Source organism: Paenibacillus sp. IHBB 10380 (genome assembly GCF_000949425.1).
GTDB lineage: Bacteria > Bacillota > Bacilli > Paenibacillales > Paenibacillaceae > Paenibacillus_AQ.
In genome coordinates this window covers 1021852-1036887 of the sequence record NZ_CP010976.1, presented here as the reverse complement: position 1 = coordinate 1036887, position 15036 = coordinate 1021852, and the positions used below count along the sequence as shown (strand labels likewise).

Annotated in this window: 13 protein-coding genes and 3 pseudogenes; 3 read left to right on the top strand and 13 right to left on the bottom strand. The window is 38.3% G+C overall.

Going from position 1 to position 15036, the window contains the following annotated elements; all coding sequences use genetic code 11:
- The first annotated feature begins 138 nt into the window (after positions 1–138).
- Positions 139–1152, top strand: a pseudogene (locus UB51_RS04560) (IS110 family transposase).
- Positions 1153–1436: 284 nt separating this feature from the next.
- Here UB51_RS04560 and UB51_RS26215 read toward each other — a convergent pair.
- From UB51_RS26215 to UB51_RS04550, 4 genes and pseudogenes are all read right to left on the bottom strand, one after another.
- On the bottom strand, positions 1437–1781 hold the full coding sequence (locus UB51_RS26215) for a methyltransferase domain-containing protein (RefSeq protein ID WP_052675755.1): 345 nt from the start codon (positions 1779–1781) through the stop codon (positions 1437–1439).
- Positions 1782–1877 (bottom strand): annotated as a pseudogene (locus tag UB51_RS29555) (SAM-dependent methyltransferase); the annotation flags it as partial.
- A gap of 1 nt (position 1878) precedes the next feature.
- Positions 1879–2196, bottom strand: a complete 318-nt coding sequence (locus UB51_RS29250) for a class I SAM-dependent methyltransferase (protein WP_052675754.1) — start codon at positions 2194–2196, stop codon at positions 1879–1881.
- A 320-nt stretch (positions 2197–2516) separates the two neighbouring features.
- Positions 2517–3218, bottom strand: a complete 702-nt coding sequence (locus UB51_RS04550; RefSeq protein ID WP_044876277.1) for a CPBP family intramembrane glutamic endopeptidase — start codon at positions 3216–3218, stop codon at positions 2517–2519.
- Between the two features lie 88 nt (positions 3219–3306).
- On the opposite strand from UB51_RS04550, the gene UB51_RS04545 reads away from it, so the two are divergent.
- Together UB51_RS04545 and UB51_RS04540 are read left to right on the top strand one after the other, a co-directional pair.
- The gene (locus tag UB51_RS04545; protein WP_044876276.1) at positions 3307–4050 is read left to right on the top strand and encodes a MerR family transcriptional regulator; all 744 of its coding nucleotides are present in this window, start codon (positions 3307–3309) and stop codon (positions 4048–4050) included.
- Positions 4051–4423: 373 nt separating this feature from the next.
- Positions 4424–5631: pseudogene (locus UB51_RS04540) on the top strand (IS110 family transposase).
- Between the two features lie 253 nt (positions 5632–5884).
- Here the strand turns inward: UB51_RS04540 and UB51_RS04535 are convergent.
- The 9 genes from UB51_RS04535 to UB51_RS04495 all read right to left on the bottom strand — a co-directional run bounded on the left by UB51_RS04535 (position 5885) and on the right by UB51_RS04495 (position 14958).
- On the bottom strand, positions 5885–7087 hold the full coding sequence (locus tag UB51_RS04535; RefSeq protein WP_044876275.1) for an aminopeptidase: 1203 nt from the start codon (positions 7085–7087) through the stop codon (positions 5885–5887).
- A gap of 281 nt (positions 7088–7368) precedes the next feature.
- Positions 7369–8310, bottom strand: a complete 942-nt coding sequence (locus UB51_RS04530) for a hypothetical protein (RefSeq protein WP_044876274.1) — start codon at positions 8308–8310, stop codon at positions 7369–7371.
- A 334-nt stretch (positions 8311–8644) separates the two neighbouring features.
- Positions 8645–9727: a DUF4179 domain-containing protein gene (locus tag UB51_RS04525; RefSeq protein ID WP_044876273.1), complete on the bottom strand. Its 1083-nt coding sequence runs from the start codon at positions 9725–9727 to the stop codon at positions 8645–8647.
- Positions 9724–10248 carry a sigma-70 family RNA polymerase sigma factor gene (locus UB51_RS04520; protein WP_044876272.1) on the bottom strand — a complete coding sequence of 175 codons (525 nt, stop codon included), beginning with the start codon at positions 10246–10248 and terminating at the stop codon, positions 9724–9726. The genes UB51_RS04525 and UB51_RS04520 overlap by 4 nt, the downstream gene beginning before the upstream one ends.
- 788 nt (positions 10249–11036) lie before the next feature.
- Entirely contained in the window at positions 11037–11855 is an 819-nt protein-coding gene (locus tag UB51_RS04515) for a TraX family protein (protein ID WP_044876271.1), read from the bottom strand.
- 216 nt (positions 11856–12071) lie between these two features.
- A complete protein-coding gene (locus UB51_RS04510) occupies positions 12072–12476 on the bottom strand; it encodes a nuclear transport factor 2 family protein (RefSeq protein ID WP_044876270.1) in 405 nt (134 codons plus the stop codon).
- Positions 12473–13105 (bottom strand): DsbA family oxidoreductase, encoded by a 633-nt coding sequence (locus tag UB51_RS04505; protein WP_044876269.1) that lies wholly within the window; start codon positions 13103–13105, stop codon positions 12473–12475. The genes UB51_RS04510 and UB51_RS04505 overlap by 4 nt, the downstream gene beginning before the upstream one ends.
- 200 nt (positions 13106–13305) lie before the next feature.
- A complete protein-coding gene (locus UB51_RS04500) occupies positions 13306–13623 on the bottom strand; it encodes a magnetosome magnetite crystal formation protein family (protein WP_044876268.1) in 318 nt (105 codons plus the stop codon).
- A 153-nt stretch (positions 13624–13776) separates the two neighbouring features.
- Positions 13777–14958, bottom strand: coding sequence for a VanZ family protein (locus UB51_RS04495; RefSeq protein ID WP_234405541.1), 1182 nt, complete (start codon positions 14956–14958; stop codon positions 13777–13779).
- Positions 14959–15036: the final 78 nt, after the last annotated feature.

The following is a 15036-nucleotide window of genomic DNA, read 5'->3' as shown; positions in this document are numbered from 1 at the left end:
CTGTTCGCCCCCTACTTGTAGAAACCATGCTTTGGCTGGTTGAGACCTAGATCTCGCATCACGTGCGATGCTGTGGAACTGCAAGCAGATGTCATAGGGGTTACCGGCAACCATACAATCAGAGAGGATGAGAATCGTATGAATCCAGTTATTGGTCTGGATATCTCAAAAGGTAAAAGCGAAGGTCAAGCATTCTTAAATAAAGGACAACCTTACGGTAAAAGCTTTTGTTTTCTTCATACACAAGAAGGGCTAGAGGAATTATTCAACATAGTGAAGACCCTTCAAACGAAATCTAGGGTTTCTGCCGCTGTCATTTTAGAATCAACAGGACATTATCACGAAGCAGTCATTCAATTCCTTGAATAACAAAAAATCCATTTCATTGTTGTGAATCCACTCATTTCTCATCAAGCGAAGAAATCTAGTCTACGCAAGGTAAAAACAGACGCAGTGGATGCCTACCAGCTCTGTGAACTGTATTACTAAAGAAGAGTTCGAGGTTCACAAACAGAGGGGCATTCAACTCTTGAATCTTCGTCTTCTAACAAGGCAATTTGAGTCCATCACGGATATGTATGTTCAAGCAAAGTTGCAATTCCAAGCCGTCTTAGATCAAGCCGTTCTGAACGTTGGGCAGAAGAAAAGGCAAAGCCAAAGCTCATCATAGCTACAGCAAGTAGCAATCCTTTTCAAAAAATAACGTATAAGAGCCACCTAATAAGCCTTAATTTGTACGTGGGGTTACTACTTCAGTATCTAGCCTATTTGGAGGAACAGATTGATGCACTTGCTACTGAAGTAGAGGAATATCCAATTATTCAATCGATTCCCGGTATCGGCAATAAAATCGCGCGAAGAAGCTAGTTGCATTTGCAGGCATTGATCCTAGTGTATAGTCGTCTGGGAAATTTACGGCAACAACAAATCGAATCACAAAACGTGGTTCCAAACGACTTCGACACACCCTGTATCTTGCTGTTTTATGCGGGATTAGACCTTCTGGAAGCAAAGAAGTTAAGAGCATTCTATGATAAGAAACGTAGTGAGGGAAAACCATACCGAGTGGCAGTCGTGGCTTGCATAAACAAGCTGCTTCATTGGATATTTGCCGTTTTAACACGAAAAGAAGCCTTTATGGATATCGTCTAGAATCAGAACTTTCTTCTGAAAGAAATGCCTTCCAATAATAATAGGAAGGCTATTCGCATGCTCATTATTGATATTGAATTCACTTTAGGTTCAACGATATATTATTATGCGTTCTCATCCATTCAAGTTTTTATTTAATGGAAGAAATTCCACTGCCCAGCTGGTAGACAAGCACAGCAGTGGTTCCCATTAGAGCCTAGCTATTCATTTATCATCCGTACCATTTAACGGCTTTGTTCCACACGCTAAAAGAAAAATCATCATAACATACGAATCAGGATTAATTAATAAATTTTCATATGTTTTTCTATATGATGAAAGTCACTTTCAGATAGAGTCCCACTCCTAAAAAATGGTTCAAATCTCTTTGGATTAAATTGCTCCACAAAGCCTTCTATTCCTTCTAAATCACTATGTATAGAAATTGCGTCCAAACTAATATTAGAATAACCCGTTTTTTTCAATAATCTGGGTAAACTTCGTCCAACTTCACGATTACCTCCAGCATCACCTTGCATGCGAATTAACTTGCTAATGATCGAATGGAGATTGTCGATATTGGGTTGTACAACACCAAAAATGCCATCATCTATATCAATGATTACTAACTTTCCACCAGGCTTCAGCACCCTAAAAATCTCTTCTACTGCTTTTACAGGCTCGTATAAGTGAAGGAAAATTAAACGAGCTATAGCGAAATCATATCTATTATCCGGAAGGCTCATATCATAAACAGAGGATTGAATGAAGTTTACATTTGAGGCAGTACAGAGCAGTACAGAGCTGTTCAGCGTTAGTTAGTAGCTTTTTATCAAAATCTAATGCTGTTATTTTACTATTTGGCAGGTTCTTAATAAGCTGTTCCGTAACAAATCCCGGTCCACAACCCACTTCTAACACATTCATTCCATCTTCCAAGCCATGCCATTCTAAATATTGATATTCCTTCTCCCATCCCATCAAAGCCTGTGCTTTAAGGCGATTAATCTCTGCTTCAATTTCATTGGCTTCACTTGCATCATAAGTTGAATTTGAAGTATTCATTTTCATTCTCCTGGTCATATGATCACACCTCGATTCATTGCTAACTTGATTATTCTGATGAAATTCATCCTATGAAAGCACGCTATGAATTTATTCTATGTGGCTATTACATTTTCCTGCCCGTCAGCTGAACAAAGGCACCCGATCGAGATGACCAGCTGCCCTCTTGTATTTATTGAACTAACGTATCCCGTTAGTTGAATTACACCCAGGCTTTTGGTCAGTACCCAAGTCTTAAATACGCTGCTCTCTCGTCCAATTAATGCAGAAACACAGAGGCTCATCAGCGCTCATCGTGTATACATAATATAATCATCATTCTAACTCATCGCTGTTAGCAACACGGCAATCGTATTATACACCCCGTGAACGATCATCCCAGGCACTACCGATCCCGTCCGCTCATATGTCCATGCAAGCACAACTCCACTAACAATACTCACAGGCATAACATTCAATGTAGGAAAATGTGCAGCACTAAAGATCAGCGAGCTAATCACAATTGCCCACCTCATACCAACACGTGTCCGCAGCCAGCGATATATAAATCCACGGTAAAATATCTCTTCATAGAAAGGCGACACGATCCCTGCTGATACAATACCTATAAGAACAGTAAATAAAGTGACATTTTGCTGCAGACTCTCTGTTTTGCTATTATCCACCGTATTTCCAAGAAAACTTGTGAGATAAAATGCCATCACACTAAGTACGAAGAGAACCATTGTCCAGAGTGGAATCTTCCACCAATCTTTAGCAGGAAACCTCTTTACTCCTACATCTGTCCAGGACAGATTCTTCGGCCGTAAGGCAACTAAATATAATCCCAGCAAAAGTGTAATCGCGATCGTAAGCCCTGTAAGAGTCCCTGAATAAAGCGTATTACCCAACCATTTTTCATACATTGACTGTACCGCGTATTTGATAACGAACATCACGAATATAAATTCAAGCGCGAGTAAAGCAGTCAGTTCACGCCATGTCCACGTGTCCATCTTCTTCCAGATTTCTGTCTTATTCATACTTAATCCCTCAACTCTCTGTGTTATAATTCAACTATAATAGGTTACGTTACGTTACCTTCAAGCATTATTTTCAGGAGGATTTAACATGAAGAGGTGGACAACAGGACAAGTATCCAAACAGCGGAACATTTCAGTCCGTACATTGCGTTATTATGATCAGATAGGCCTTCTTACGCCGAGTTATAAGGAAGATAACGGTCGCCGCTATTATTCAGTGGAAGATTTATTCACTCTCGAAAAGACAACGTTGCTTAAATCACTATCACTACCGCTTGAAGACATTCAAAATGTAATGGACATGCTATCTTTTCGTCATATTCTAATCGCACATCATAATCATCTTCAGAAGCAGCTCACTTCTCTTCAGGGCAGTATTGCAAATACTACGTCTTTGATCAACATGATAGATCTAGAAGGTACACTCTCCTGGGATCGGGTTTCTCATCTGGTCCATAACGTACAACCCATTTCTAAACAGTGGATCGATTACTTCAACGATGACGAAAGTGCATTTCTACAGAATGCACTACCCAATCTCAGCAGTAATGACCAGACCACTCAGCAATATGTCTCTTTGCTGCGCCGGATTGAGTGGTGCATACAGCAATCTGTTCCACCTGAATCTGATGAAGGTTATAACATTGCCTGCGAGTTAATGAAGCTATCACACGAAACCTTTAATGGAGACGAGAAATTGATGGACAAGTTTTGGGAAGTGAGGAAGCTCCCTACGTTAGAGTCAGGACTATATCCCGTATCCGACGAAGTGCTGAACTTTGTGGAGATTAGCATTGCTCACGCTCTAGAAAAAGGGACGGAACAGAAATAGGAGAATGAGGAATTTTTATTGAAATCATCAGTACAACCGGGGCGTTGATGGTTATATTTTCTTTAAATAATGAGCAGGCTTCCGAAGCCTGCTCAAAAATTGATATTCAACTAACCTGCCCGTTCGTATTATGAGATCAACCAGTTCTTTCTGGTTGATCCTTTTTTCATTTGCATAGAGGATTAAGGTAGTCTGGTCGAACGTACCTGCCCGTGGGACTTGATCCCGAGCGCTATAATGTTCACCCCTACTTGTCATGACCATGTTTGAGGCTGGTTGGGACGTAAGATCCCGTATAACAAGCGATGCTATGGAGCGACAAGAGGAAAACGTAGGGGCTGCCAGTAAATCTACACATACAGGGAGAGATGAAATGAATCCAGTTATCGGTCTAGATATTTCTAAAGAAGAAAGCCATGGACAAGCCTTTTTAGAGCGCGGAAACCCATTCAGAGGGACGTTCCATTTCCAGCACACTCGTGATGGTCTAGCGAATCTCCATCAAGTTTTAAAGGACGTTGAGTCTATATCCAAACAACGTCCTTTACTTATTCTAGAAGCAACCGGACATTACCAAAGCCCCGTTGTTCAGTTCCTAGAGGAGCATCAATATATTTACATTGTCATTAATCCACTCATCTCAAATCGGCTTAGGAAGTCTCAGCTTCGTAAAGTAAAGACGGATGCTGCTGACGCTTATCTGTTGGGAGAGTTGTACTACAAAGAAGAGTTTGAACCTTTTAAAAAAAGGGGTGTGCAACTGCTCAATCTACGCTATCTGACAAGGCAATATGAGTCTCTTTCAAAGATGTGTGTACAGACTAACTGCAATTCCAAGCTGTTCTAGATCAAGTTTTCCCTGCTTACAAAGGTGTCTTTGGATCTATGTATTCAGGTATTTCGCTACGGTTTTTAAGTGAATTCCCAACCTCATATTCGGTTTTGCAGACGGACGAAGATACACTCAAAGCTAAAATGAAAGAACTGCTTTCTTCGAAACGAGGACGTTCAGCGGACTGGATTAACCAACGCGTTCAACGGCTGCTAAATGCGGCTAAACAAAACCCATTTCAGCAAACCATGTACGCAAGCCACTTAATTAATTTGAAAGTCCTTATTACCCTCATTCTTCAATACCAAGAGCATCTTACAGGATTGGAACAGAACATAGATGCTCTGGCTGAAGAAATTGAAGAATTTGATTTAATTCAGTCGATTCCCGGTATTGGACATAAAATTGCGGCAACAATTTTATCTGAAATTGGAGAAGTCGACCGATTTGATCATCCTAAAAAGCTAGTCGCCTTTGCAGGCATTGACCCAAGTGTCTTTGCTTCAGGTAAGTTTACAGCAACTCGAAATCGAATCACGAAACGCGGTTCAAGGCAGCTACGTTACGCGCTGGTGATGGCTGTTCAATGTGGACTTATCCGTTCTCGAAACACTCGGCTCAAAGAATTTTACGAACGCAAAAGAACCGAGGGAAAACCACATAAAGTGGCATTGGTCGCATGTGCAAATAAGCTAGTTCATTGGCTACATGCCATCTTGAAAAGTAAGAAGGCATTCCGTCCGGCTTAACCAATCTAATTGGTTTAACCTTCCAAATCGTTGCTTGAACTGGAGGGTTATTTGGCATGTTTATTTTAACTATATCACATGATATGGCTTCACTTTACTGGTAATGTTGACAAGCTATTAGCTGGTATAGCTCAATTAAGCCAACAAGATCGGATGGATAGTCCCTTTCATTCGCCGTTATCATCCCCCTCTTGCGTCCAAGTTTCTCATCGGAATACTCTATTTCAATATATAATTGAAATTCCATTCTTTATTAAATAACCCACTGCCCTTTTATCATTATTGCTTCTTCTTGCCCATCATTTGTCACACCATAAACTGCCATTTCTTTGTTGCCAATCATGAAATCTTTATGGATTGAAGAGTGATTCATACCGCGTTCTTTTCTTTCTTCAAGGCTCATAATATTACCGCCTTCTATATTATCTAAGTAGGCCTGTCCAAACGCCAAATGACTCGCAGCATTTTCATCAAATAATGTATTTTTAAAATGGATACCTGTTTTCTCAATTGGTGAATCAATAGAAACTAGCGCAACTTCTCCTAAACGTTTAGCTCCACTATCTGATTCTAGTAACAGCTTAATGGTGTCTGGCTGATCACTTTCATACTCCACAACTTCTCCGTGTTTGAATACCAATTTCAACGTATTCACAAGTTTACCAGAAATGATTAGCGGTTTAGCCATGGTAACATATCCATTTACTTCTATTGTGTTGGGCATCGTCCAGACTTCTTCAACGGGCATATTGGATATAAATACTTCTCCTGAAACGGTTTTTTCCGAACCACCATTCCAGACATGCCCTTCAACAAGCCCTACTGTTAAATCAGTCAGCTCACTCACAAAATGCAATTTACAATATCTTTTTTGATTCAAATACGTTTGATACTCTTTTAACCGAGCATCGTGTTTTAACCAGGCCTCTTTAGGATCTTTCATAGTAACACGTGTTGCCATAAAGATATTCTCCCATAAAAGTGATATGGCTTCTTCTTCAGGTAAGGTTGGGAAAACAGCTTTTGCCCAGTCTTTTGATGAAGCAGCTACCACAACCCATTTTGAGTGATTTTCCATACCGTATCTCATCGATTCTTGCATGGATTTTGAGCGAGCATTATTAATTCTTCCCACTCGATCACTTTCCACTTGTTTCAATAGGTTTGGATTTGGAGATACTAGCGATAATTGCAGATAACCTACTTTGTACAAATTCAGTTTAAAATCTGCCACCACAGATGGAAAATCGTCTAAAAGGTCATCGTTCAAATGTTGGTATCTTGCCAAATTCATTTCATCATCTTGAAAATCATATACAATATGAGCCGCTCCCATTTGATAAGCTCTTTTGACAGTCAATCGAACTAATTCGAGATTTTGTGAATCAAATTTAATCTGAATGTTTTCTCCTGGTTTGACATTCAAGCCCACACTTAAGATCAAGTCAGCATATATTGCTAATTTCTCCTAAAAAGTCATCTAAACCACTCTCTTTAGTTTTATAGTTGAATCAATTTCACCCAACCCTAATATTTCTTCTGCCTCAACTTTGCTCACCCTTTCACCCAAATACTACCATGTACCTATTAAAAAATATAATATATTTGGGATATGTTATAAAAGGATTATAGGTGCGGGAAAGTTTCCTTAGCAAAACAAAAAAGAAGACCACTTATGCCTCGGTGGTCTCTCCATTGCACTATCGTTTCCCGTCAGTGCAATGAGGCTACGGAAATTTATAAAATTAGTCTATCCAGACCAATTGCACTAATTAATAGCCGCTCTTTCCTGCTACCTAACATATTTTGTGTCCAATCTACAAAGCCACCATCACCAATGTAATACTCCGTTTCACCTATAACTGTCTTTAAAGTGAATTGCAATCCTTTGTAATACTGGTTTTCCTTATTCTGCTCACCTGTACTTACCGACACATTCATTGACAGTTCATGCCCGTGTTTTATGATCCTTGAGACCAGACCAGCAGTATCTTTGTAACCATTACGTTCACTTAAGATGATCTCGATTTCAGATCCAAAAAGAGTCTTAAATATACTTTGGTAAACTTTTATATGTTCCCATAATGATTGTTTTTCGAAGCTGTAGGAACCTTCGTCTACTCCAGAAGTCACCATACAAAATAAATGGAAATGTGGTAGCATCCCTGGAGCATCTCCAAAGAATTGCGCTCGGACATGCCTATGGGTTGTACAGAAGCGAATAAAATGATCTCTCTTATTCTTTGAATAATTTGTTTTAATTAATTCACTGATATGTAGTGCTAAGAGATTAGTAGCATCTGATACAACTTCCGTTCCTCTAAGGGCTGAGATGGCTTTGTTTTGATCAACCGTTCCTAGCACAGAAGCACAACCCAAAGGTGCTACGGGAGATAATTGAATTGCCGAAATAGAATGTTTAGAAGCAATATCTAAAACATCCATCTCCAACTTCTTAAGCAAGAGTACATCGACCTCAGCTGGGTGTACAAAACGGTTTTCCCGATATCTTTTAAGTAGATCATTCGGAGAAGATGTTTTTGTTTTCTCGCTGAATACTTTTAAGAGAAGTGAATTCAAGTCACTTGAGGATATCCTATCGACTAAAAGATTAATTAAATCAGCTTTTTCAAGTTTTCGCAGAATTCTTTCAAGATCGGCTGTAAGCGTAGGTTCCATAAATTTCACCCTCCTTTGCTAAATAAAAACAAAAAAATGTCCCACAATATGAGGCGAATTATTCGCGGTGCCACCCAAATAGCCATTAACAACTAACGACGATCTATACAGGTAATAACGGACCTGGACCTTTTCGCATTGGTTATTAATGGATAATTATATTAGGTGAAATCGCTTCTGGTCAAGAACCAAACCAATATTATAAATAAACTGCCTTATAGTTTAATAAAATGAGCAGGCTACCTCAGCTCGTTCAACAATGTATGTTATTCAACTATCATTTCCCGTTACTTGAATAAATGTTTTATTACATTGGTGTTTCATTAACGATAGTTTAACCTTTGAGTTTTATCTCGATCGGCATCTCTAACTCAGGAATATACATTCTTGATATCGTCCCGTCTTCCTTGTAAATGGAAATATACGGCTTCACAATAACAGACTGAGGAACATTCTCGAATGGCGTAAGTTCGGCAAGCGTGGAAAACACCTCCGTACCGGGAATCCAATAGCCCGATTTGCCTTTCGACATTTCAACGATATTTCCAGATTGATCCTCGATCACATATTCGAAATACTGCCCTTCGGTAAGCTTATCCGCTTCATCCGAGTTATCGATGTGAACCACTAGTTGTGTCATGACTGGTGTGAATTCTAAGCTTTTTACAGAAAGGCTTACTTCATTCCATGTCTTCTCGGCATTAGGAGGTGTAAACTTATTGTCATCTGCATTTTTCTTGACAGGAATCTCGAATTGGAACGGCGTTTCCTCCATCCCTTCAAGCAATACAGTAAAACCAAGTTGAAACGTATCCGGGAACGAATAGGGCTCACCAGTGAGGCTATCTACCTCGTCGGAGTGGCTGATGCTAATAACTGCAGCGCCTTCGCTTGGATTCAATTCGTCTATTTGCGTATGGCCGCTTGAAAGGATTATAGGCGCTCCTTTACCGTCAATTTGAACAATCGCCTGGTACCGCAGCGGAACACGTTTCCCTTTTTCGGCCTGCTCTTGCAGCACGAACGAGACGTTTGAACCCGTATAGATGACCTTCGTTATACTTACAGTGATTTGATTTTTCATTATGCTGTAGCTGGACTCCGAGAGCAACCCTTTTTGATCGGCGTTCTGAAGCCCAACATTGCCGGTAAGCGTAAATAACCGATCCATGAACGGAATTCCCTTCAAAGTCTGTGCTATTGTAGGCGAGACGAATGCTGAACCGAAGAGGCCACCGAACAGAATAGCTGCCACGGCAGCAACCAGCGTAAGTTTAAACTTGTTGCTCGCAGTCCTTTTTAAAGGTTCTATCTCAGCAAAAGCTTCCATCATTTTTAACTCAACGATCTCTGGTAAGATCTCGGGCTCTTCTGCACGCAGTTCCAACAATTTGGATTGCAACTGAAAGTCGTTCATGCCTCATGCTCCTTTGTCTCTAAATTTGACAACCATTCAAGTAATTGCTTACGGGCACGGTGCATTCTCGTTTTTACCGCCCCCTCTGTAAGATCTAAAATATCGGAAATCTGCTTCATTGTCATATCGTGAAAATAGTGCAGAATAACAACGATTCGCAACGATTCATCCAGATCGTTCACAACTTCGCGGATATCGATATTCCCATACCCCGGTTCAATATACGAGAGCCTCTCAATCGCTTCAACCTCTCCTAGCTTGAGGTGCTTCGCCAGTAGCCGATTGCACTCATTGATCAGAATACGAAATAGCCACGACTGAAAATAATCCGGTTTTTGAAGAGTATGTACAGCCTTGTATGCTTTAAGGATTGTTTCTTGAATGGCGTCGGCGCAGTCCTCATCACTTTTCAATATGGAATGCGCCATACGGTATAGAGGTAGCTTCATTTCGGTGATGAGTCGTATAAATGCTTCGTGATCTCCATTTCTTGCTTTTCTTACATCTTGCTTATTGCTCACATTGATGATTCTCCTTCGCCTTATTAATCATGACTGTAAAGTCCAATCAATTGTTAGATACGAATTATAGCCAAAAGGTTACAATTAACTCCGACAAAATTTCAATATAACAGAAACTGATCGCATGGATTACGTAGTCGGAAACGTTAACTTCTTGAGTATCAATGATAAGAATTTAGTCCAAGTCAATCCTACACTATTCATGTGGATGCATTATACAGATGGATTGAACAAATATAATTAAACTATCCTGCCGTTAGTTGAAAAAGGACTACCTCGTGGCAGCCCTTCCAATTTCAAACTATAGTTATCCATTAGTTCAATAAACAATTTGCATTGCTTTAATCCAACTGACTTCCAGTAATTAATCTATTTCTTTCTTGCTTTTCTTTTCTAATAAGATTGAATTTATTTTTCCGTCTTTTAGCAGATCATTCCCATTTATTCGCTACTACGGAAATACTATAAATATAATTGGAATTTTAGGTTTGAAAGGCAACAAATATGCTTCGAAATTATTAAACTCAATAGCAGTTACTTCATATGTTTCATCTTCTAAAAATTCACATTCTATCACATGTTTCTTACCAAAATATTATTTTCCATGGTTGGATTATCATTATCTTATTGGTTTGTATTGTGCTATTTGTAATTATTTATATCCGTAAAAAGAATAGAAGATGTGTAGCAATCCTTGATAGCAAAAGTAAATAGGATTAAACGAAATATAAGCGAGGAGAGTTGCTTCTCCTCGCTTATATTTCGTTATTTATCAATTGTGAAATGAATTAGCGATTCCAGTAATAAGCGAGTATATAAAGAAAGTAAATGTGTGCAGGGTAGAACAGGTAGAAGAAATACTTCATGTTTCTCCCCTTCTGTCCGTTGTATAGATAAATAGGGATTGCCGCTGCCACCATTAACCACTGAAAGTTCCCATTCAGATTATACATAGGCACAGGTGAATTGAGCCCAACGAAAATACTCACAGCTACCAGCGCAGCTATTTGGGCCATACGGTACTTACGCAAATAATAAAACATGACTCCAAGCAAGACAAAAATGAAAGATCCTTCAGTCATAAGAAGAGATGGGAAAAATTGAATCATATAGAGTCCCATTATGGATATCTTTTCCTGGGAGGCCAGAAATGAAAACATATACATGGAGACAAATGTCCATATAATCGGCAATAGCATCAGAACGAAGGACCAAACGATAGCTCCCCCTCTCCGGCGTTTGATTGCTTCTATAAAACGATCAATCAAGGTCATGTATAATACAGAAAGAAAGAGTGTTCCAAAAATATTATTCATAAGCACATTATCGCTTGGAAAAAAAGCTGGAATCGTAGCCGACATTATCAGCATAAACAAATAGCCGGCGTACAAATGAAGCAAATATTTAGACTTGCTGCGCGTATAATGGAATCCCTCCGCGCTGGCAAACAAAAAGATAGGTGCAACAATTCGTCCCAGCCAAGTGAACCACAACGGTATTCCTTCTGTGTGAAAAAATTGATGCACATGGTCAAATACCATCAAGAGGATACCAATTAGTTTAAGTTGGAAGCTATTTAAAACCATCCATTTTTTGATTAATGTCATTTCTCTTTACTCCTGTCTACTATAAGTATGATTAATTAAATTATAGGCGTTCAACCTTACCTGGTTATAGCCATAACCTTACAGCAACCTTAATATCCCTTAATATCCGAAATCGATCTTTTCATTCATGACAAAAACCTCCGTCAAAAGATATAGATTATACCTTGACGAAGGTTAATGGAGATTATTGTTATTTAAATGGTCGGTCTTAGTTTTTTAGACTATCATAGCCTGTTGAACAAGATGACTATCTACATATTGTTTAAATTTCATAATTTTCCTGTTTTGAAGTTCCCACACATGTACAAATTCTGCATGAAATGCTTTTCCAGTTTCTTTAAAGGTACCGGAATAAACTCCTTCAACAATAATGATATCCTTGTCTTTTATTTCGTGATACGTATTTACACTCGCTTTATAATCATCCCATTCTAATGTCAAACGACTAAATACATTCTCCATGACAGCTTCTACACCCTTGTATGTTCCACCATATGGAGACCCTGCAGCTTCTGTCCATTCCACATGCTCTGAAAAAGCTGCCAGTAAATACTGGGCATTGGAAGAAGATGGACCTTCATATGTCCTACGAATAATCTCTAAATTCATTTTTTGACTCATGATTGCATACCTTCAAATTCGTTGGCTTTATTTTTTTCTAATTCCTTATCAATGATTTGTGCTAATCTTTCTTTGCTAGCTAGTCCTTGAATAACCTCATCACCGATTATAAACGTTGGAACAGCTGTAATTTTAGCTTTCTCATAAGCATGTTTTATAGCTTCTTGATGCACTTCACGATATTTCCGTGATACTAACGCTTCTCTAAAAGCATCCTTAGAAAGTTCAACTTCACCCGCTAATTCTGTTAATACTTCAATGTCTTCAATATTTTGTTCCTCTTGGAAGAAAGCAGTGAATACTCTATGATGAAATTCATTTCCTTTTCCATGTTCCTTTGCAAACTGATGCCCTTCAAAAGCCAAATGTGTATAAGGATGAGGGGAAACATGCGGTAAACGCATATCAACTCCTAGCCTTTTGGCAGTAGGAAGAATAAAGGAATCCCATGAACTCAACTTATCAGGGTCTTGCCATGGATCAATTTTGGAATAAGGACTCGGACGTAATTCAAATGGCATCCACTCTACTTCTACATCTTTTTCCTTTACGATTTCGTCTAAAGGACCTTTCCCTAAAAAACAAAATGGACATATAAAATCTGAATAAGCTTTTATTTTTACAGTCATATTATATTCCCTCACTTTTTTTATTTAGTTCCTAGTTGTAACTAATATAGTTACAACTGAGACAAAAAAATATGCCTTCTCTCCATGTAGAATGCATTAAGATGTAACACCACCTACGATGTAATTATTATAGTTACAACTAAAGTAGGAGTCAAGTATTTTATGCTTTAAGTAAAAAAGAGCACCCTTCTTATGGAAAATTAAATTTCTCTTAACAGTTTTATACCTTTTAGAATATTCCAAACGAAAAAGTAAACCCCAATAACAGCAAAAATAATATAAGCTACGATTATCCCCATTACCATTGCAGTTTCAGTTTGTGTACTCAGTCCGATTACTCCAGATGCCACAAGCCCAGCAATTAAAGCTGCATAGGGGATGAGATGTGTCCATAATGCTTTTTTGGCATGATATTTCACATCTTCCTCCGCTACAAAAAATACAATGAGTGGGAATAGAAACGGTGTAAAAAAGATACTAAAGTAACATAAAGATGATAGAATTTTATTTCCTTTCACAGTGTTTCACCTCTTAATTTCTATTTTTACATATAAAATATATTTTCAATTTCTTCTTTAATTATCTCTCCTTGACCTTACACTGTTTTAATTTTAACCTTACATAAACCTTAAAAAAATAAAATCCCTAAATGGGATTTATTTTTTTAAGGTTTATTTTTTTCTTAGTGTTAAATTAGCGACATAGTCAAAGTAAAAGGGACGATTATCTTTTCTGAAAATAACGAGAATGGCATGAATAAACAGAACAGACCACATGATAAACACAAAAATGAATGCGACAAGACTGACCCATACATGATAAGGATATAAATCGGAATTTATATCTATGTTCATACCCGTTATTACGTTTAGTAATGTTAATATCACCCAAGGCAAATATAACGCCAAGCACCTTTTTAAAAATGCTTGCCAAGAAGGTCTACTTTCCACCGTACTTATAAGTTTATATCCCATAATATTTGTGCCTAATGTTTTTCCTCCCCAAAAAACTGGCAGAATAAAGAATACTACAAGAAAACCAATGGTGGTAAAAATAATCTCTATAAACCTACTCGATGTAAATAGCCCAATGGTTAGCGACCAGCCGATTCCAATAACTAAAAAGTCTATTATTACAGCTAGTAACCGCGCTAAGGGTGATACTATGTTCTCCTTAAGTACTTTTTCCTTTTTGGCTAAAACGCTCTTTTTAGAAGGAAACAAAGCTAGTATTACGGGAGCGATAAGGAAACCGAAAAGAGCACCCGTACTGTTCAATATAAGATCGTCAACGTCAAATATGCGATAAGGACATGTATAAAGCCCATAAATTCCTGTTAGTTGCGTGATTTCATAAAAGAGGGAAAGTGCAAAACCTAAACCAAATGCCCTCTTCCAGTATCGTTTCTCCTGAAGAAAGTATCTTAGATACACTCCAAGTGGCAGCAATAATATGAAATTAAATGCTGCTTGTAAGAATGCGCTTTGTTTAAATAGTTGAATATAGGTAGTGGGCTGTGACCATACAATGGAACTTCCTGTAAATGTATCCCGAATAAAAGAAAATGGAGCTAATGAATAATAAACCGTATCAGGTGATTGAAGGGCGCATGTATTCCGAGTTGTCGGAAGAGGCAACAGGACTAGAAATAAAGCTGATAACATATAGAAGCTGAAGGAGTAAACTATTAATGAGGTCCATAAACTGAAAAAACCATATTTTCTATAACTATAAATCATCCAAGGAATGATTAGGAAAAAACCCAAGATACTAAATATTATAAAGGCGACTTGTATAGGTAGGATATATGTCATTACTGCACCACTTTCGATGGAAAATTTAAAATGTAACACTCGAACGCCATCCTAAAATAGGTAGTATTCCCTATTAGTTAATCTACCCCATTGTATATTGTTTTATTTTACTCACAC